We start from the raw sequence: 16,338 nt of genomic DNA on the forward strand, positions 1-16,338 counted from the left end.
TTGCCCCCTGGGGGGCAACAGGCGCAGCCTTCGGCGGCGGCAACAGGGGCGCACCCGTCCCGCTGCTATCGGCGGCGGGTGCGGCAGCTTGCGGAGCCGCCGGCCGGACCGGCTCCGAGCTGCAGCCGGTCGCGGCCAGCAGCGCGACCCCGAGCAGCAGAGCGGCGTTAGAGCGCTGCGGAATGGTTCTCATCGTCAAGCCCCCTCACATTCTGGAATCGTCGTCTTCCTACGAGGATCGAGGCTCGCTCGCGGGGAACGGTCGGTTCATGCCGAAGTCCACTTTTTCCCTTGCCAAGTGTCCCGGCGAACCAGTTCTTGGTCGAATGCGTTCAGCACTTCCCACTTCTTCAGGCTCCACATCGGACCGATCAACAAGTCGCGCGGCGCATCCCCGGTAAGCCGGTGAACGATCATGTCGGGCGGAAGCAGCTCCAGCGTGTCGACGACCAGGCTCACGTACTCATCTTTCTCGAGGAATTGCAGCAGCCCGGCTTCGTACTGCTTAACCATCGGCGTTTTGCGCATCAGATGGAGCAGATGAATTTTAATCCCTTGCACGTCCATATGCGCCACTTGCCGGCCGGTTTCCAGCATCATCTCGTGTGTCTCCTGCGGCAGCCCGTATATAATGTGGGCGCAAACGCGGATGCCGCGCGCCCGCAGCTTGGCGACGGCGTCCAGGTAGCAGGCGGTGTCGTGCGCGCGGTTGATGAGTTCGGACGTGCGTTCGTGCACGGTTTGCAGCCCCATCTCGACCCAGAGGTACGTCCGCTCGTTCAGCTCGGCCAAATAGTCGATCACATCGTCCGGCAAGCAGTCCGGCCGAGTGGCGATCGACAGCCCGACAACCCCGGGCTGCTGCAAGATCGCTTCATAATACTCACGGAGCTCTTCGACGGGAGCGTACGTATTCGTATAGGCTTGAAAATAACCGATATATTGCGCTTCCGGCCATTTCTGATGCTGCAGGTCGCGAATTTTGTTAAATTGCGTCACGAGGTCGTCGCGGCGGCTGCCGGCGAAATCGCCCGAGCCGCGGGCGCTGCAGAACGTGCACCCGCCGGTCGCAATGGTTCCGTCCCGATTGGGGCACGTAAAACCGGCGTCGAGCATCACTTTGAACACTTTGGTGCCGAATTGCCGGCGCATTTCGTAATTCCATGTATGAAACCGTTTATCTCCCCATAAACGGGGTCCGGTTGATTCCGTTGCTTGCATGGCGTATGGACTCCTTCAAATTCAGGTTGCTGCGAGCACGATGGCTCTCAATCATTTTACAAAAAACAGGGCGGAAAAGCGAACTTTCCCTTGACAATAGCCCCCTTGTCCCGAATCGGATAACAAGAAGCGCCGAGGTTCATCCTATGGTTGCAGGGCGGCTAACCAACTTTCGATTGGAGAAGGGAAATTTCTCACATCATGAACAAGTTCGGTAAAACAGTGCTTGCGTTAGCGTTGACGACTGCATTAGGTTTCGGAGGTCAGGCGTTCGCCGAGACAGCTGCTACCGGTACAACCGGAACTACCGGTACGTCGGGCACGTATGGAACTTACAACACCAACGGGACATACGGCACCGGAGCGACTAGCGCCACGGGCAGGGTTAACCCGACTACGACGGGCACGGCCGGCTACGGCCCTTCGACACCGGGCACAAGCACGACCGGAACGACAACCACGACGGGAACCGGCTACAACGACAACATGCTCGACCGCATGAACACTTACCCGAATACCGCCGATCGCACCGGCTACGGGTATGGAGGCAATTACAGTACGCTCTCGTACCGGACGAACACGGCGAACAACGCAACCACGGCGAACGGCAGCAATTGGGGATGGTTGGGCCTCCTGGGTCTTCTCGGATTAGCGGGCATGCGCGGACGCAGCAGGGACGAGGATGTAGACCGTGCGAAGTAAAGTATAAAGACGGAAAGCCAGCCTTCACGCACCGACTGCGGCCGAACCTTAAGCGAACGAACGATCGCCGGGGTTCGGTCTTTTCATTGCCGGTATTATTGAGTATAATCGACAAAGGAAAACGGCTGTCCCGGGTTTCAGAACAGGACGCGCGTAAATTGCGGTTGGAGGAAAATCGAGTATGCGGCTAAGAGGACGTAAAGGAATAAAAGAAGCGCTGGAGGCTCAGCCCGAGCTGGTTGTTTTGGAACCGCAGGCTCATAAGGGCCGTTGGCGGGAAGTGTTCGGCAATGACCGTCCGATTCATGTGGAGCTCGGCATGGGCAAAGGAAAGTTTATCAGCGAGCTAAGCGCGCTCAACCCGCAAACGAATTACATAGGCATCGACATGTACGACGAATTGATTCGCAGAGGCAGCGAGAAAGCACGCGATTCCCGTGAGGTTCATGGCGGCGACTTGTCGAATTTGCGGCTCGTTCGTTTCAATATCGAATATTTGGAGGACATCTTCGAGAGCGGTGAGCTGGACCGCATCTATTTGAACTTCAGCGACCCGTGGCCGAAAAAGAAGCACGCGCGCCGTCGGCTGACGCATGCCGCTTTTGTCCGTAAATACGAGAAAGTCCTGAACGATAACGGCGAAATTCATTTCAAGACGGATTCCCGCAGCTTGTTCGAATTTTCTTTGAACTCGTTCGCCGATCTCGGACTGAGGATGCGCAATATTTCGCTCGATCTGCATGCCGAAGGGCCGCGCACCGATCTGGTGATGACGGAATACGAGACGAAATTTTTCGAGCGGGGGATGCCGATTCACCGGGTGGAAGTCGTGATCGGCGAGAAGGCGCTGGCCGCTCATGTGAAGCGATTGGCGGAGGAAGACGAGGCGGGGGCTGAACCGGAAGGAAACGCGAACTAACTCCTGCGCCAAAAATAACGGAACGATCTCGCGTCTATTGGTTGAATGACGGTTCGCCCGTTTTCGTTCCGATGGTACCTTACCGGTCCGCTATATTTCACCGCGCTTCGTCATAAGCCCTCCATCTTGCTTTCGTTATGACATTGGCGGAGCTTGGCTCCGCGCGAGAAAGCCCTGACCCCCGGTCAGGGCTTTTCGGCTATGAAGACTTGGTCCAGCAGCCGGCAGCCGCCAGCTGATCGATGATCACGCGCGAACAATCCATCGGACGGTAAGCGGCTGCGCTGTTTCCGCGCGCTTCACGTCTATGCCGCATGACCGGATATTGCTCCGCCAGCATGTCAAACCAACGATTGACGGTTTCCGGCGAGCGTATCGGTTCCCCGAGCCCCTGCTGAATGAAATATTGAAGGTTTTCCTCTTCCTGGCCCGGGATCGGCTCGTAGAACAGCATCGGGATTCCCTTCGCCATAGCTTCCGTGCATGTCATGCCTCCCGGTTTGGTGATCAGCAAGTCAGACACGTCCATCCATTTGTCGATTTCATGGGTAAAACCGAGCAGGCGCACATGGGGATGTCGAAACCGCTCATCTGCGAGCAGCGCAGCTTTGGCTTTCTCGTTGCTGCCGAGGCAAATAACGAGCTGTATGTCCTCCCGCCGCTGCACGAGATGATCGAGGAACGCTTTTCCCTTCATTAATCCCCAACCGCCGCCCATCACGAGCACCGTCGGCATGGCCTTTAGCCCGAAGCGAGAGCGCAGCTCGTCGCGGTTGTGCGCCTTCCAGAAATTCGGGTGCACCGGAATGCCGGTCACCTGAACCGAATCGGCCGGTACGCCGCGGCTAAGCAAGGTTTGCTTGGCTTCCTCAGTGGGCACCAGGTAGGTGTTCACTTCACGGCTTACCCATGCCCCGTGAACGTCGTAATCGGTAATGACCGTACATAAAGGAACGTCGAGACCGATTCGTTTCAGACGGGAAACGACCGCGCTGGGGAACGGGTGCGTACACACGATCGTATCGGGACGCAGCTGACGGATGACGGCTGCCGCCTGTGCGTAAAAAATGCGGTGCAAGGCGAGCTGTGTCATGCGGTTCAGCGATTTTTTGTAACGCGACCTGTACACCATCCCATACAGTCTGGGCTGGGTGGATACCGTCTTCCGGTACGCCGTAAATACCCAAGGAGCCAGCATCGGGTGTAAAAACTTCCCGAGCTCCAGTACGCGGGTTTGAATATCCGGAGCAAGCAGGCGCAAACTTCGGGCCAGCGCGTGCGCCGCTTGCGTATGTCCCGCCCCGAAGCCTTCGGATAACAATAGAACCCTCTTTTTACGCATTGGCGAATTCCCTCCACCGGGTACCTTGTGATTTAGGCTTGCCTTCCATGGGGCTTGCTTCCTACAGCACGGCTACAGCCGAGACGGCGGTTACGGTTCCGATCAAGCTGCCGGCCAGACAATCGGAAGGATAGTGCAGGCCCAAATAAATACGTGAAACGCCGACCAAAGCGGCGACCGGCAGGAACAGTGCGAACGTCCACGGGCCGATAAACATCAGCGGTACCAGAACGGAGAATACCGCCGTCGTATGGCCGGAAGGAAAAGAGTGGTCGGTCAGCGGATTTTTGCAGGCGCGGGTATCGGGAAGGACGAGATAAGGGCGCAATCTGGGGTATTTCTTCTTAATAATAGCCACGGGCAAATGACTCACGGCCAGCGCCGCGCAGCTCTGAATGCCGGCCGTTCTCCAATCGCCGCCGGTGAATAGGGCAATGGACAACGCGGTGACGATCATGACCGTCGCGCCTCCGATATGGGTAAAGGCATTAAAGAATAAGTCAAGCACGTCGTGCTGAATACGCTGATTCACAAAACAAAACATCCGTTTTTCATGATGCTGCAGCCAAGTTACGACACGGCTCAAGAGTTATCGCCTCCTGCTGTGGAATTAGCTTTCGTCATGCGCTTACTTTTATTGTAGCTGTCAATTGTTAATGGAGTATCAACGGAAATAATAGAAAAAATTAATGTTGCATTGACGCCCCGTTAACAATGTTTGGATAAGATAGCTTGTGAAACTTGCCGCTTGTAACGTATCCCTTAATACGGCCGGCCAACCCGAAAGTTTCCTTTGCAGCTGCTTCCCGCCTCGTGAACGTCTTCAGCCGGGTAGACTGTACGGCATGCCATACGGTCCATTGTATTCTTCAGCCGCCGGTTTCGTCTCACCGTAAACCGCCGATGCCGATTGCAGTTTCGACAAAACCCCGGTTTATGCTTCCAATGTCAGTTTTGTCTCAGGTAATCCGCCAACGTGTATGACGGTTTCGACAAAACCCGGCTTATGCTTCCGATGTAGTTTTGTCTCACGTCATCCGCAAACGCGGATTACTGTTTCAACAAAACTTGGAGGAGGTTAATTATGAGAGTAGCCCTGTTTACGGATACGTATGTGCCGGATGTGAACGGTGTTGCGCAAACGCTCGGTCGATGGGTGAATTACTTGGAAACGCGCGGGGTGGAGTGCATGGTGTTTGCGCCGTTAAGTCACTCGGCTGCCGAAACGAATCAACGGATGGTGGAACGATTTTACAGTATCCCTTTTTTATTGTATCCGGAGTGCCGAATGGCTATCCCGAACCCGATGAATCTGAAGAAAACGCTCAGAGCTTTTGCCCCCGATCTGATTCATTTGGCGACACCCTTCAACTTGGGGCTGGTCGGGCTGCATTACGCGAAGCGGCATCACATACCCGTGGTAGCGTCCTACCACACTCACTTCGACCAGTATCTCGCTTACTATAAACTGCAATGGATGGAGCCGATCCTGTGGAAATACATGCTTTGGTTCCATCAGGGCTGTCAACGCATTTACGTTCCTTCCCGTTCCGCAAAGAAACATTTGGAGGAAAAAGGGCTCAATTTCGTAGAGATTTGGTCCCGCGGCGTCGATGTGCAGCGCTTTCATCCGTTCGCGGAGCGAAGGGTAGTGCTTGCCGCCCGCAACCTTTCTCCGGGTAAGTTCGTCATGTTATATGTTGGAAGACTGGCTCCCGAGAAGAGCGTCGACGTGTTGATGCGCACTTTCGAATCGTTGCCGGCACTCATGCGGGCCTGTTCGCACTTGATCATAGCTGGCGACGGGCCGCTGCTAAAGCCGCTTACGGAGCAGTATGGAGGTGATCCCGACATAACATTTACCGGCTTTCAGCAAGGCAAGGCGCTGAGCGATCTCTATGCCGCGGCCGATGTGTTCGTGTTTCCTTCTGCAACCGAAACGTTCGGTAACGTCATCCTCGAAGCGATGGCTTCCGGGACGCCGGTTGTCGGAGCGAACGCCGGAGGCGTGGCCGACAATATCGAGCACGGCCGAACCGGCTTGTTATGCACTCCCGGCCAAGTTTCGGAATTTGTCGAAGCGGCGCACAAAATTTTCACGGACCGCTCTTTTGCGCAAAAACTTGCTGCGGCCGGACGAACCTATAGCATGAAGCAATCGTGGGACGCGATTTTCGCCGGATTGTACGACAGCTGCCGGAAGGTGGCGGAAGCGTCGTTACGATCGCGTGAGGAGAAAGACGTCAATTGAAATAGTTTGTACCCCGGCATCTTCAGCGTGAAGAAAAATATTTCCAAATGCAGCTTATAAAAAGTTTGAAAAACGATGAAAATAAGACGTAAAAAGATGGATGGCGAAGAACCTGAGCGGAATTGCGGAGCTTTTTCCCCGAAATGACAGAGATCTGACTTAATCAAGCGGCATTGCGCTTTTGACAAATCGGACCAAAGAGAGGAAAATCATATTCGGCGACCCACGCATTCCTGATCACGCCATCGAATCCGTATTAAAAGCGAAAACTAGAAAAGAAAGACAAAAGGGGTACATACAAAAAAAGGGGGATGTTTCATGTTGGACAGTATCCTGCTAGGCCTCCAAATTTTATTGGCTGTAATCGGAGGCTATCAGCTGCTTCTGTCGTTTTTCGGTTGGTATCGTCGTAAGAACAAGGCCAACCACGCGCCGCAAAAATCGTTTGCCGTACTCGTCGCTGCGCACAATGAGGAGCAGGTTGTCGGGGCGCTCATTGAGAATCTGAAGACGCTCGACTACCCTAAGGAACTGTACGATATTTTCGTTATTTGCGATAATTGCTCCGACAATACGGCGCAGATCGCCCGCGATATGGGCGTACACGCTTGCGAACGGAAAAATCCGAAGCTGCGAGGCAAAGGGTATGCCATTGAGTGGATGCTGAAGGAGCTTTGGAAAATGCCGCGTCAATACGACGCGATTGTCATGTTCGACGCCGACAATCTGGTAAACCCGGATTACTTGACACATATGAACAACGACCTGTGCAACGGCTCCAAAGTGATCCAAGCGTATCTCGATACGAAAAATCCGCATGACTCCTGGATCACCGCGGCTTATGCGATCACGTATTGGTATTGCAACCGCTTGTGGCAGCTGCCGCGGACAAATCTGGGGCTTGCCAACTACTTGGGCGGTACAGGCATGTGCTTTGAAACGAACTTGCTTAAAGAGATGGGCTGGGGCGCAACAAGCCTCGTAGAAGACTTGGAATTTACGATGCGCTGCGTCATGCGCGGCGTGAATCCGACATTCAACTACGATGCCAAAGTGTACGACGAGAAGCCGCTGACCTTCAAGGCCTCCGCGCGTCAGCGCCTGCGCTGGATGCAAGGCCACTTCGACGTCGCGCGCCGTTACTTCCTCCCGCTGTTCTGGTCGGGGGTTAAGGAGAGAAGCTGGGCCAAGATTGATACGGCGGTTTACGCACTGAACGTTTACAACGTCTTTATCGGCTCGATATTGACGATCGTGCTGTGGATTAACTTGATTGTTCCGAATTTCGAGAAGTTTACGTCGCTTTACGAAATGGCGCCGTTGATGTTCGCTATTTACTCCGTTCTGTCCTACGGTCAGTTCGTTACGGCGATCGTGCTTGAGAAAGCGCCGCTTAAGACTTACAAGTATTTGATCACGTTCCCGGTTTATTTGCTTTCCTGGTGGCCGATCACGGTTTACGCCTTCTTCACGCAGAACAATAAGCAGTGGAGCCATACGGAGCACACCCGTGTCATCCGGCTGGAAGAAGTGCAGAGCAAGCAGGCGGGATAGCTGTAAATGGGACATTGACTTTACCCAAGAACTTGTGATATATTGTTTTGGTGCGAAGAAGAAGCGCCCGCTTCTCACCTGCCCGACTAAGGTTGGCTGGTTATGAATGAGAGTGAATGGCATGAATGACTGATTATGCAATCGGATCGTTCGATCACTTGAACCTAAACCGACGTGGGCGCTAAGCGCCTACGTCTTTTTTATATAATCCTTTGGAGGTGGCAGGTTATTAGTACAGAGCACATGATTAATGATGACATTCGGGCGAGAGAAGTTCGACTGATTGGGGCGGACGGGGAACAACTGGGCATTAAGCCGATTCGTGAAGCGCTGCAAATTGCGCAGGATCTGAATCTGGATTTGGTGAACGTTGCTCCTACGGCGAAACCGCCGGTATGCCGCATTATGGACTACGGGAAATTCCGCTATGAAACGCAGAAGAAAGAGAAGGAAGCCCGTAAGAACCAAAAAATCGTGGAACTCAAAGAAATTCGCTTGAGCGCTACGATTGACGAACACGATTTCCAGACGAAGCTGCGCAACGTCACGAAGTTCTTGAGTGATGGCGATAAAGTGAAGCTTTCCGTTCGATTCCGCGGACGTGAGATCGCTCACGCCGAGATCGGCCAGCGCCAGCTGGAACGGATGGCAGCCGAAGTGGAAGAGCTGTGCGTGATCGAGCGCAGGCCGAAGCTGGAAGGCCGAAGCATGATCATGATCTTGTCGCCGAAGCAGCAGCAATAAACTTCATTCTTTAAGGAGGAACACCCCATGCCAAAAATGAAAACACACAGCAGCCTGAAAGGCCGTTTCAAGATTACAGGTACCGGTAAAGTGAAACGTTACAAAGCTTACAAAAACCACCTGCTGTCGGGCAAATCCGGCCGCCAAAAGCGCGTGCTCGGAACGAACCCGGTCATGGCTCCTGGCGATGTAAGACGCCTGAAGCAGCAGCTTGCTAACATCAAAGGTTAATTGTCAAATTACGATTCGTTTCGTTATCCATAAACAACATTCTTGGAGGTAGATTGTCATGGCAAGAGTAAAAGGCGGCTTTATCCGCACTCGTCGTCGCAAGAAGATTTTGAAGCTTGCTAAAGGTTATTTCGGTTCGAAACATAGATTATTTAAAACAGCTAAAGAGCAGGTTATGAAATCCCTGCTGTACGCATACCGTGACCGTCGTCAGAAAAAACGCGACTTCCGCAAATTGTGGATCGTCCGGATCAACGCGGCTGCTCGCCAAAACGGCCTGTCCTACAGCAAATTGATGCATGGCCTGAAACTTGCTGGCGTAGAAGTAAACCGCAAAATGCTTGCTGACCTCGCGGTTAACGATATCAGTGCGTTCAACTCGCTCGCCGAAACCGCTAAACAAAAGGTTAACGCTTAAAGATCAAACATTAAAACCCATGGAGCGCGCTCTGCTGTTCAGCAGAGTGCACTCCATGGGTTTTTTGTGTTATTACCTGGGGCAAGCCAGACTGATGCCGGCGAGCGAAGGATGGAGCATCCGACGCACGCCGGCACCTTGCGCATGGCTTCATGCCTTCGTTGTAAGGTTCCTTTCCGTTCACCTGCCGGGAACGGGCACGCTGAACTGAGCTTCAGGCACCCAGCGATTGCGGGCAAAGTCACGGCCCCGCACCTCCACCCGGTCTGCGAAGACGCGAACGAATAACCCTTCGCTATCTTCGGGCGCCGTTTCCGTTTCGCCTCCCTTACCGTCATCCGTTAAAGGATGACCTACGGAGGAGGTGTTGATCATGGTAAATTGATCCCATCTCATCGTATACGGCGTTTTCAATTCCCAGTGCGTGTGGCTTGAGAAGAAAATAACCTGCGGGTATTTCGACAAAATCGATTTGAGCTCGGTATAGGCCACGACCCCGCGATTCAGCCCGCTGCCGGCTACCGTGTAAGGAAGCGGCTGATGCAAGAACACGAAGATCGGATTGCCGGAACCGTCCTCCTCGTGGAGCTTCTCGTCCAACCAATGCAGCTGCTTCGCAGAAAGAACAGCATCCTCTCCATTACCCGGATCGGATTGCCGGTATTGTTCCGAACCGAGCACGATAAACCGGTATCCTGCAATGATCCGCTCGAAATAGAGGTTTTCGGCGTTGGAGAATTGCAGGAAGCGCGTCTGGGACATCTGCTCCGTTTCGCCATTGGGGAAGCTTGCCGGCTTCCATCGGCCCTGATCGTCATGCCAGGCTTTATAGTATTCGTGATTTCCAATCGCATATAAGAGCTTGTCCGGAAGCGGAGCAGTTTCCAGAATGTTCCGGAGAGCTTCATAATCCTCGGGTAAGCCGTCGGTCATGTCGCCGTTTAAGATGATGGCTTCCGCATTCGGATCGAGGTTATGCAGATCGCTTAAAGCGGCGCTTAACTTCTGATGGGACGACTCGTCTTCAGCGCGGACGTGCGCATCGCTGAGCACAGAGAATGTGAGCAGCGGCTGGTTTGACGGCGGCGACTTCGGTACGGGCTTCAATACCCGTCCGGCAGCCGGTGCAGGTGCGGCTTGCTGAACGGAAGCCGATGCCTGGGGCGGTGCGGCTTGAAGGTCGGACGGAAGGTTCGCTACAAGCAGAACGCTCAAGGCGGAAATGAGGATCAGAGCAGCGAGAATCGACAAGAGGGGCTTGCGCAACTTCAATCACTCCCTTCAAGTTTAACGGTACAGGTACGTCTTTTTACCCGACCTGTCCATGATTGACAACCTCTAACGACAACTTTCGCAGAATACCTTTCGTTCGCAACCGGAGGTTTCTGCCCGTAGGCGCGAAGCAAGGCCGAAATCGATTCTTCTTGACGAAGTCCTCGATTCGTCATATAATACATTAAAGTACAAAACAGCAGTTAACAGCTGTGAAGAGGACGAAGTGCTAAGGGCCCTTATGTTCAGAGAGCATTTGGATTTGCTGAAACCAATGCCATAATCCCTTATCTACGAGCTCACCTCGGAGCTGTTTTCCTGAAAAGTGCGGCTATGCCAAGCTGCAGCTAGTAGGGAAAATCGGATTGGCACTCGTTACTGTGCCGAGGGTAAGTGTAACGTTTGCTAGCAACGTTCATTACCTGCTAAGGTTATTTGCCGTGAGGCATTTAACAAATTTGGGTGGTACCACGGAAGATCAACCCCTTTCGTCCCGTCAAGCGCATTTGCGTTTGGGGGCGAGAGGGGTTTTTTGCTTATTTTACAAGCGTCGTCCTAAATCTAGAGAAGGAGGCCCAACCCATGATCGTACAAACCACACAAAAGTCTAAAGAGCAGCTTCGCGAAGAGCTGTTGAAGCCAGATGTCATCACCGGATCGGAAATGCTGTTGCGCAGCTTGCTGCTGGAAGGTGTCGATTGCGTCTTCGGTTATCCGGGTGGAGCGGTTTTATATATTTATGATGCGATGCACGGCAATCCCGATTTCAATCATTTGCTGACGCGTCACGAGCAGGGAGCCATTCATGCGGCGGACGGTTACGCCCGTTCGACCGGTAAGGTCGGCGTCTGTATCGCCACGAGCGGGCCGGGAGCGACGAACCTCGTTACGGGGATCGCCACCGCGTATATGGATTCGGTGCCGCTCGTCGTCATTACCGGCAATGTCGCGACGACGGTGATTGGAACGGATGCGTTCCAGGAAGCGGATATTACCGGCATCACGATGCCGATTACGAAGCACAGCTACTTGGTGCGCGATGTGAAGGATCTGCCCCGCATTATTAAAGAAGCGTTCCATATCGCATCGACAGGGCGCAAAGGTCCGGTGCTGATCGATATTCCGAAGGATGTCTCCAACGCGGCGGCCCCGTTCTCGTATCCGGACAAGGTGGATATTCGCGGCTATCATCCGACGGTGCAGCCGAACAAGCTGCAGGTCGACCGGATGCTGGAAGCCATCGCAGCGAGCGAACGCCCGATGATTATTGCCGGCGGCGGTGTTGTATATGCGAATGCGGCGGAAGAGCTGATGGAATTCGTGCGCAAAACGCGCATCCCGGTTACCACAACGCTGCTCGGCTTGGGCGGATTCCCGAGCGCCGACGATTTGTGGCTCGGCATGCCGGGCATGCACGGCACGTATGCGGCTAATATGGCGCTGCAAAACTGCGACCTGCTGATCGGCATCGGCGCCCGCTTTGACGACCGCGTGACGATGAAGGTGGACGGCTTCGCGCCGAAAGCGAAGAAGATCGTGCACATTGACGTCGATCCGGCGGAGATCGGCAAAATCGTCGAGACAGCCATTCCGGTAGTCGGCGACATCAAAGCCGTTCTGCAGCTGGCCAACCAGAAGGCGAAAGCGGCAAAGTCGGAGAGCTGGATCGCGGAAGTGATAGAGCTGAAGCGGAACAATCCGCTCAAGTACAACGACTCCGAGACTGAGCTGAAGCCGCAGTATGTGGTCGAGATGATTCATGAGACGACGAAAGGCGATGCGATCGTCACAACGGACGTCGGCCAGCATCAGATGTGGGCCGCGCAGTTCTACAAATTCAACAAGCCGCGTTCGTGGATCACTTCGGGCGGCCTAGGCACGATGGGCTTCGGATTCCCGTCGGCGATCGGCGCGCAAGTAGCGAATCCTGACCGGTTGGTCGTCTCGATCAACGGCGACGGCGGGATGCAAATGTGCTCGCAGGAGCTGGCGATTTGCGCCATTAACAAAATTCCGGTGAAAATCGTCGTCATCAATAACCAAGTGCTCGGTATGGTTCGCCAGTGGCAGGAAATCATCTACGATAATCGCTACAGCCATATCGACTTGGCCGGCAGCCCGGATTTCGTGAAGCTGGCGGAAGCTTACGGCGTGAAGGGCCTTCGCGCCACGAACAAGGAAGAAGCGCGCCGCGCTTGGCAGGAAGCGCTCGATACCCCGGGTCCGGTTCTCGTCGAATTCGTCGTTCGGAAGCACGAGAACGTGTTCCCGATGGTAACGCAAGGCTCGACGATAGATCAAATGATACTGGGGGATTCGGAATGACACGCAAACACACCATTTCCGTTCTAGTGAATAACCAGCCCGGTGTGCTGCAGCGCGTATCCGGCCTGTTCGGCCGCCGGGGTTTCAATATCGAGAGCATTACAGTCGGGGAATCGGAGGAGAACGGTCTCTCGCGCATGGTCATCGTCACGACTGGAGACGATCATACGTTGGAGCAGGTTTCCAAGCAGCTGTATAAGCTGATCGACGTCATCAAGGTCGTCGATCTGAGCTCCAATCCGATGGTCGCCCGCGAGCTCGCGCTCATCAAAGTGAATGCCGAGCCGAATATGCGGCCCGAAATTCTCGGCGTCGTCGAGACGTTCCGCGCAGCGGTCGTCGACATCGGCCCGAACTCGCTGATCGTGCAGGTCGTCGGCGATTCCGAGAAAATCGACGCGATGACCGAGCTGCTTAAGCCTTACGGCATTAAGGAATTATCCCGCACGGGCGTAACCGCGATGATTCGCGGTATGGTGAAGTAACCCAAAACATAGTACAATGTTCCTGTGAGTGGGATCTCAAGCGGATGACCTTTCCTACGGACAGAAGCCCGCAGGCCGGTGGTGCGTTTGAGCACCCACTCACAGGGTTTTAAATTAAAGGAGGAGCTATTATACCATGGCAGTAACTACGTATTATGAAAAAGATGCAGACCTGAACGTTCTGAAAGGCAAAACGATTGCGATTATCGGCTACGGAAGCCAAGGCCACGCTCAGGCGCAAAACTTGCGCGACAGCGGCTTGAAAGTTATTATCGGTCTTCGCCAAGGTAAATCCTTCGAACAAGCGAAAAACGACGGTTTTGACGTGTACTCGGTAGCAGAAGCTACGAAATTGGCCGACATCGTACAAATCTTGATGCCGGACGAGACGCAAGCTCGCGTATATAAAAGCGAAATCGAACCGAACCTGAAGCATGGCGCAGCGATCATGTTCTCCCATGGTTTCAACGTTCATTTCGGGCAAATCAATCCGTCCGCGGATAAAGACGTATTCCTCGTCGCTCCGAAATCTCCAGGTCACATGGTTCGCCGTGTATACGTGGAAGGCTTTGGCGTACCTGGTCTGATCGCCGTTCACCAAGATGCAACCGGCCAAGCGAAAGAAATCGGCCTTGCTTATGCAAAAGGAATCGGCTGCACACGCGCAGGCGTTATCGAAACGTCCTTCCGCGAAGAAACCGAAACCGACTTGTTCGGCGAGCAAGCCGTACTTTGCGGCGGCGCGTCCGCACTCGTGAAAGCGGGCTTCGAAACGTTGGTAGAGGCAGGCTACGCTCCAGAGATGGCTTACTTCGAGTGTTTGCACGAGCTGAAGCTGATCGTTGACCTGATGTACGAGGGCGGCCTCGCAACGATGAGACATTCGATCTCCAATACGGCTGAGTACGGTGACTATGTAACCGGTCCTCGCATCATCACGGAAGAAACGAAGAAAGAAATGAAGCGCGTACTGTCCGATATCCAACAAGGTAAATTCGCTCGCGACTTCATCCTGGAGAACCAATCCGGCAACGCATTCATGACGGCTACCCGTCGCCTGGAGTCCGAGCATCCATTGGAGCAAGTCGGTTCCCAGCTGCGTGAAATGATGCACTGGATCAAGAAGTAGTTTTTACGCTAGTCAGCGGTTTACATGTCAGCACTGTATAAGGTCGGCTTGATGACGTCAGGCGGGACGAACCGGAAGCGCCGGGCGTTCCGCACGTTTCGAGCCGTACCTTTTTCTGCTTTAAGTAAGTATTCCATATTTCGGTAAAGCGTAGGTGAAACCGGCATGAGAAAAATTTATATTTTCGATACATCGCTGCGTGACGGCGAGCAATCTCCAGGCGTCAACCTGAACATTCAGGAGAAGGTGGAAATTGCTTTGCAGCTCGAGAAGCTTGGCGTAGACCGCATCGAAGCCGGCTTCCCGGCAGCATCCCCCGGCGATCTGGCTGCCGTTAACGCGGTGGCCAGAGCCGTCAAGAATGCATCTGTCATCGGGTTGTCCCGCTCGCGCGAGCAGGACATCGAAGCCGTGCGTGAGGCGCTTCAAGGCGCGGAGGATCCATGTATTCACCTGTTCCTGGCGACCAGCCCCATTCACCGCAAGCATAAGCTGAGAATGGAGAAGCATCAGGTGTTGGAAGCGGCTGAAGCGGCGATCAAGTATGCCAGGAAATATTTCAGCAAAATCGAGTTTTCGGCCGAGGATGCAGGGCGTACCGAGCTTGATTTCCTCTGCGAGGTAACCGATCTGGCGATCCGCTCCGGCGCGACGGTCGTGAACATCCCCGATACGGTCGGGTACATGACCCCGTATGAGTACGGCAACATTTTCAAGACGTTGAAGGAAACCGTACCGGGCATCGAGAAGATCCAGCTTAGCGCTCATTGTCACGATGACCTCGGGATGGCTACGGTGAACGCCTTGGCGGCGATTTTGAACGGTGCGGATCAGATCGAGGGCACCATCAACGGCATCGGCGAGCGCGCCGGCAACACGGCGATCGAAGAGGTGGCGTTGGCGCTCGAGACGCGTCAGGAGTACTTCCAGGCGAAGACAACGCTGACGTTATCCGAGATTGCGCGTACGAGCCGCTTGGTCAGCAAGCTGACCGGCATGGTCGTGCCGGGGAACAAGGCGATTGTCGGCGCCAACGCCTTCGCGCACGAATCGGGCATTCATCAGGACGGCGTGCTGAAGGAGAAGACGACCTACGAGATCATGTCTCCGGAGAAGATCGGGCTGAAGGGCGGCAAGCTGCCGCTGGGTAAGCTGTCCGGCCGTCACGCGTTCCGCGAGAAGCTGGTGGAGCTTGGTTACAGCTTGAACGACGAACAGCTCAATACGGCGTTCGGGAAGTTTAAGGCATTGGCCGATAAGAAGAAGCAGGTCACTGACGAAGACATCCTGGCGCTGGTCGAGGAGAAGCTGATCGAGACGCCGGAAGTGTTCGCGCTCGAGATGATCCAAGTGTCGTACGGGAACCAATCCACGCCGACCGCAACGGTGCGGATTCGTACGCTGGAAGGCCAGACGCTGGATGAAGCGGCAGTTGGCAACGGCTCCGTCGACGCGATCTACAATGCGATCGATAAAGCGACGAAGGAAGACGTTGAGCTTGACGACTACTCGATCCAATCCGTGACGCAAGGCAAGGACGCCCTCGGCGAGGTGCATGTCGTGCTGAAGCAGGGCGATTATTCCGTACAGGGCCGCGGCGTGAGCACAGACATCCTCGAAGCGAGCGCGCGCGCCTATGTGGATGCGATCAACCGTTTGATTGACAAACGCAAAACGCCTGCACGCGGACGCAACAACGTATCGACGGTTTAACGCAAAAACGACTGACATTTAAATGTCAGTCG

The 16,338-nt window shown here is 54.4% G+C and carries 16 protein-coding genes; 11 read left to right on the forward strand and 5 right to left on the reverse strand.

Annotated elements, in window-relative coordinates:
• Positions 1-193: hypothetical protein (locus PVA01S_RS27070; RefSeq protein WP_218029666.1), on the reverse strand; the 193-nt coding region annotated here is incomplete at its 3' end.
• A 74-nt stretch (positions 194-267) separates the two neighbouring features.
• Positions 268-1,221 (reverse strand): tRNA modification radical SAM protein MnmL/YtqA, encoded by a 954-nt coding sequence (gene mnmL, locus PVA01S_RS24950; protein WP_054797926.1) that lies wholly within the window; start codon positions 1,219-1,221, stop codon positions 268-270.
• 201 nt (positions 1,222-1,422) lie between these two features.
• Here mnmL and PVA01S_RS24955 point away from each other — a divergent pair, with 201 nt between their 5' ends.
• The gene (locus PVA01S_RS24955; RefSeq protein WP_054797927.1) at positions 1,423-1,923 is read left to right on the forward strand and encodes a WGxxGxxG-CTERM domain-containing protein; all 501 of its coding nucleotides are present in this window, start codon (positions 1,423-1,425) and stop codon (positions 1,921-1,923) included.
• A gap of 181 nt (positions 1,924-2,104) precedes the next feature.
• Positions 2,105-2,842 (forward strand): tRNA (guanosine(46)-N7)-methyltransferase TrmB, encoded by a 738-nt coding sequence (gene trmB, locus PVA01S_RS24960; protein ID WP_054800200.1) that lies wholly within the window; start codon positions 2,105-2,107, stop codon positions 2,840-2,842.
• Positions 2,843-3,041: 199 nt separating this feature from the next.
• On the opposite strand, the gene PVA01S_RS24965 is transcribed toward trmB, so the two are convergent.
• The gene (locus PVA01S_RS24965; RefSeq protein WP_127610458.1) at positions 3,042-4,184 is read right to left on the reverse strand and encodes an MGDG synthase family glycosyltransferase; all 1,143 of its coding nucleotides are present in this window, start codon (positions 4,182-4,184) and stop codon (positions 3,042-3,044) included.
• Between the two features lie 61 nt (positions 4,185-4,245).
• Positions 4,246-4,770: a phosphatase PAP2 family protein gene (locus PVA01S_RS24970; RefSeq protein WP_054797928.1), complete on the reverse strand. Its 525-nt coding sequence runs from the start codon at positions 4,768-4,770 to the stop codon at positions 4,246-4,248.
• A gap of 498 nt (positions 4,771-5,268) precedes the next feature.
• On the opposite strand from PVA01S_RS24970, the gene PVA01S_RS24975 reads away from it, so the two are divergent.
• From PVA01S_RS24975 to rplT, 5 genes are all read left to right on the forward strand, one after another.
• Entirely contained in the window at positions 5,269-6,435 is a 1,167-nt protein-coding gene (locus PVA01S_RS24975) for a glycosyltransferase family 4 protein (protein ID WP_127610460.1), read from the forward strand.
• A gap of 318 nt (positions 6,436-6,753) precedes the next feature.
• On the forward strand, positions 6,754-7,989 hold the full coding sequence (locus PVA01S_RS24980) for a glycosyltransferase family 2 protein (protein ID WP_054800199.1): 1,236 nt from the start codon (positions 6,754-6,756) through the stop codon (positions 7,987-7,989).
• A 243-nt stretch (positions 7,990-8,232) separates the two neighbouring features.
• Complete coding sequence (infC, locus tag PVA01S_RS24985) at positions 8,233-8,733, forward strand: translation initiation factor IF-3 (protein WP_127610462.1); 501 nt, start codon at positions 8,233-8,235, stop codon at positions 8,731-8,733.
• Positions 8,734-8,760: 27 nt separating this feature from the next.
• Positions 8,761-8,964, forward strand: a complete 204-nt coding sequence (gene rpmI / locus PVA01S_RS24990) for a 50S ribosomal protein L35 (RefSeq protein ID WP_054797929.1) — start codon at positions 8,761-8,763, stop codon at positions 8,962-8,964.
• A gap of 58 nt (positions 8,965-9,022) precedes the next feature.
• Positions 9,023-9,382 carry a 50S ribosomal protein L20 gene (gene rplT / locus PVA01S_RS24995; protein ID WP_127610464.1) on the forward strand — a complete coding sequence of 120 codons (360 nt, stop codon included), beginning with the start codon at positions 9,023-9,025 and terminating at the stop codon, positions 9,380-9,382.
• 180 nt (positions 9,383-9,562) lie between these two features.
• Here the strand turns inward: rplT and PVA01S_RS25000 are convergent, their stop codons facing one another.
• A complete protein-coding gene (locus PVA01S_RS25000; RefSeq protein WP_230876334.1) occupies positions 9,563-10,648 on the reverse strand; it encodes a metallophosphoesterase family protein in 1,086 nt (361 codons plus the stop codon).
• 588 nt (positions 10,649-11,236) lie between these two features.
• On the opposite strand from PVA01S_RS25000, the gene ilvB reads away from it, so the two are divergent.
• The 4 genes from ilvB (at position 11,237) to PVA01S_RS25020 (ending at position 16,306) form a co-directional block, all read left to right on the forward strand.
• Positions 11,237-12,979, forward strand: coding sequence for a biosynthetic-type acetolactate synthase large subunit (gene ilvB, locus PVA01S_RS25005; protein WP_127610468.1), 1,743 nt, complete (start codon positions 11,237-11,239; stop codon positions 12,977-12,979).
• On the forward strand, positions 12,976-13,464 hold the full coding sequence (ilvN, locus tag PVA01S_RS25010) for an acetolactate synthase small subunit (protein ID WP_127610470.1): 489 nt from the start codon (positions 12,976-12,978) through the stop codon (positions 13,462-13,464). The genes ilvB and ilvN overlap by 4 nt, the downstream gene beginning before the upstream one ends.
• A gap of 136 nt (positions 13,465-13,600) precedes the next feature.
• Positions 13,601-14,593, forward strand: coding sequence for a ketol-acid reductoisomerase (gene ilvC / locus PVA01S_RS25015; RefSeq protein ID WP_054797931.1), 993 nt, complete (start codon positions 13,601-13,603; stop codon positions 14,591-14,593).
• A gap of 165 nt (positions 14,594-14,758) precedes the next feature.
• Positions 14,759-16,306, forward strand: a complete 1,548-nt coding sequence (locus PVA01S_RS25020; protein WP_127610472.1) for a 2-isopropylmalate synthase — start codon at positions 14,759-14,761, stop codon at positions 16,304-16,306.
• Positions 16,307-16,338: the final 32 nt, after the last annotated feature.

It is taken from the genome of Paenibacillus validus NBRC 15382, assembly GCF_004000985.1.
In the GTDB taxonomy this organism is placed as follows: Bacteria; Bacillota; Bacilli; order Paenibacillales; family NBRC-103111; genus Paenibacillus_G; species Paenibacillus_G validus.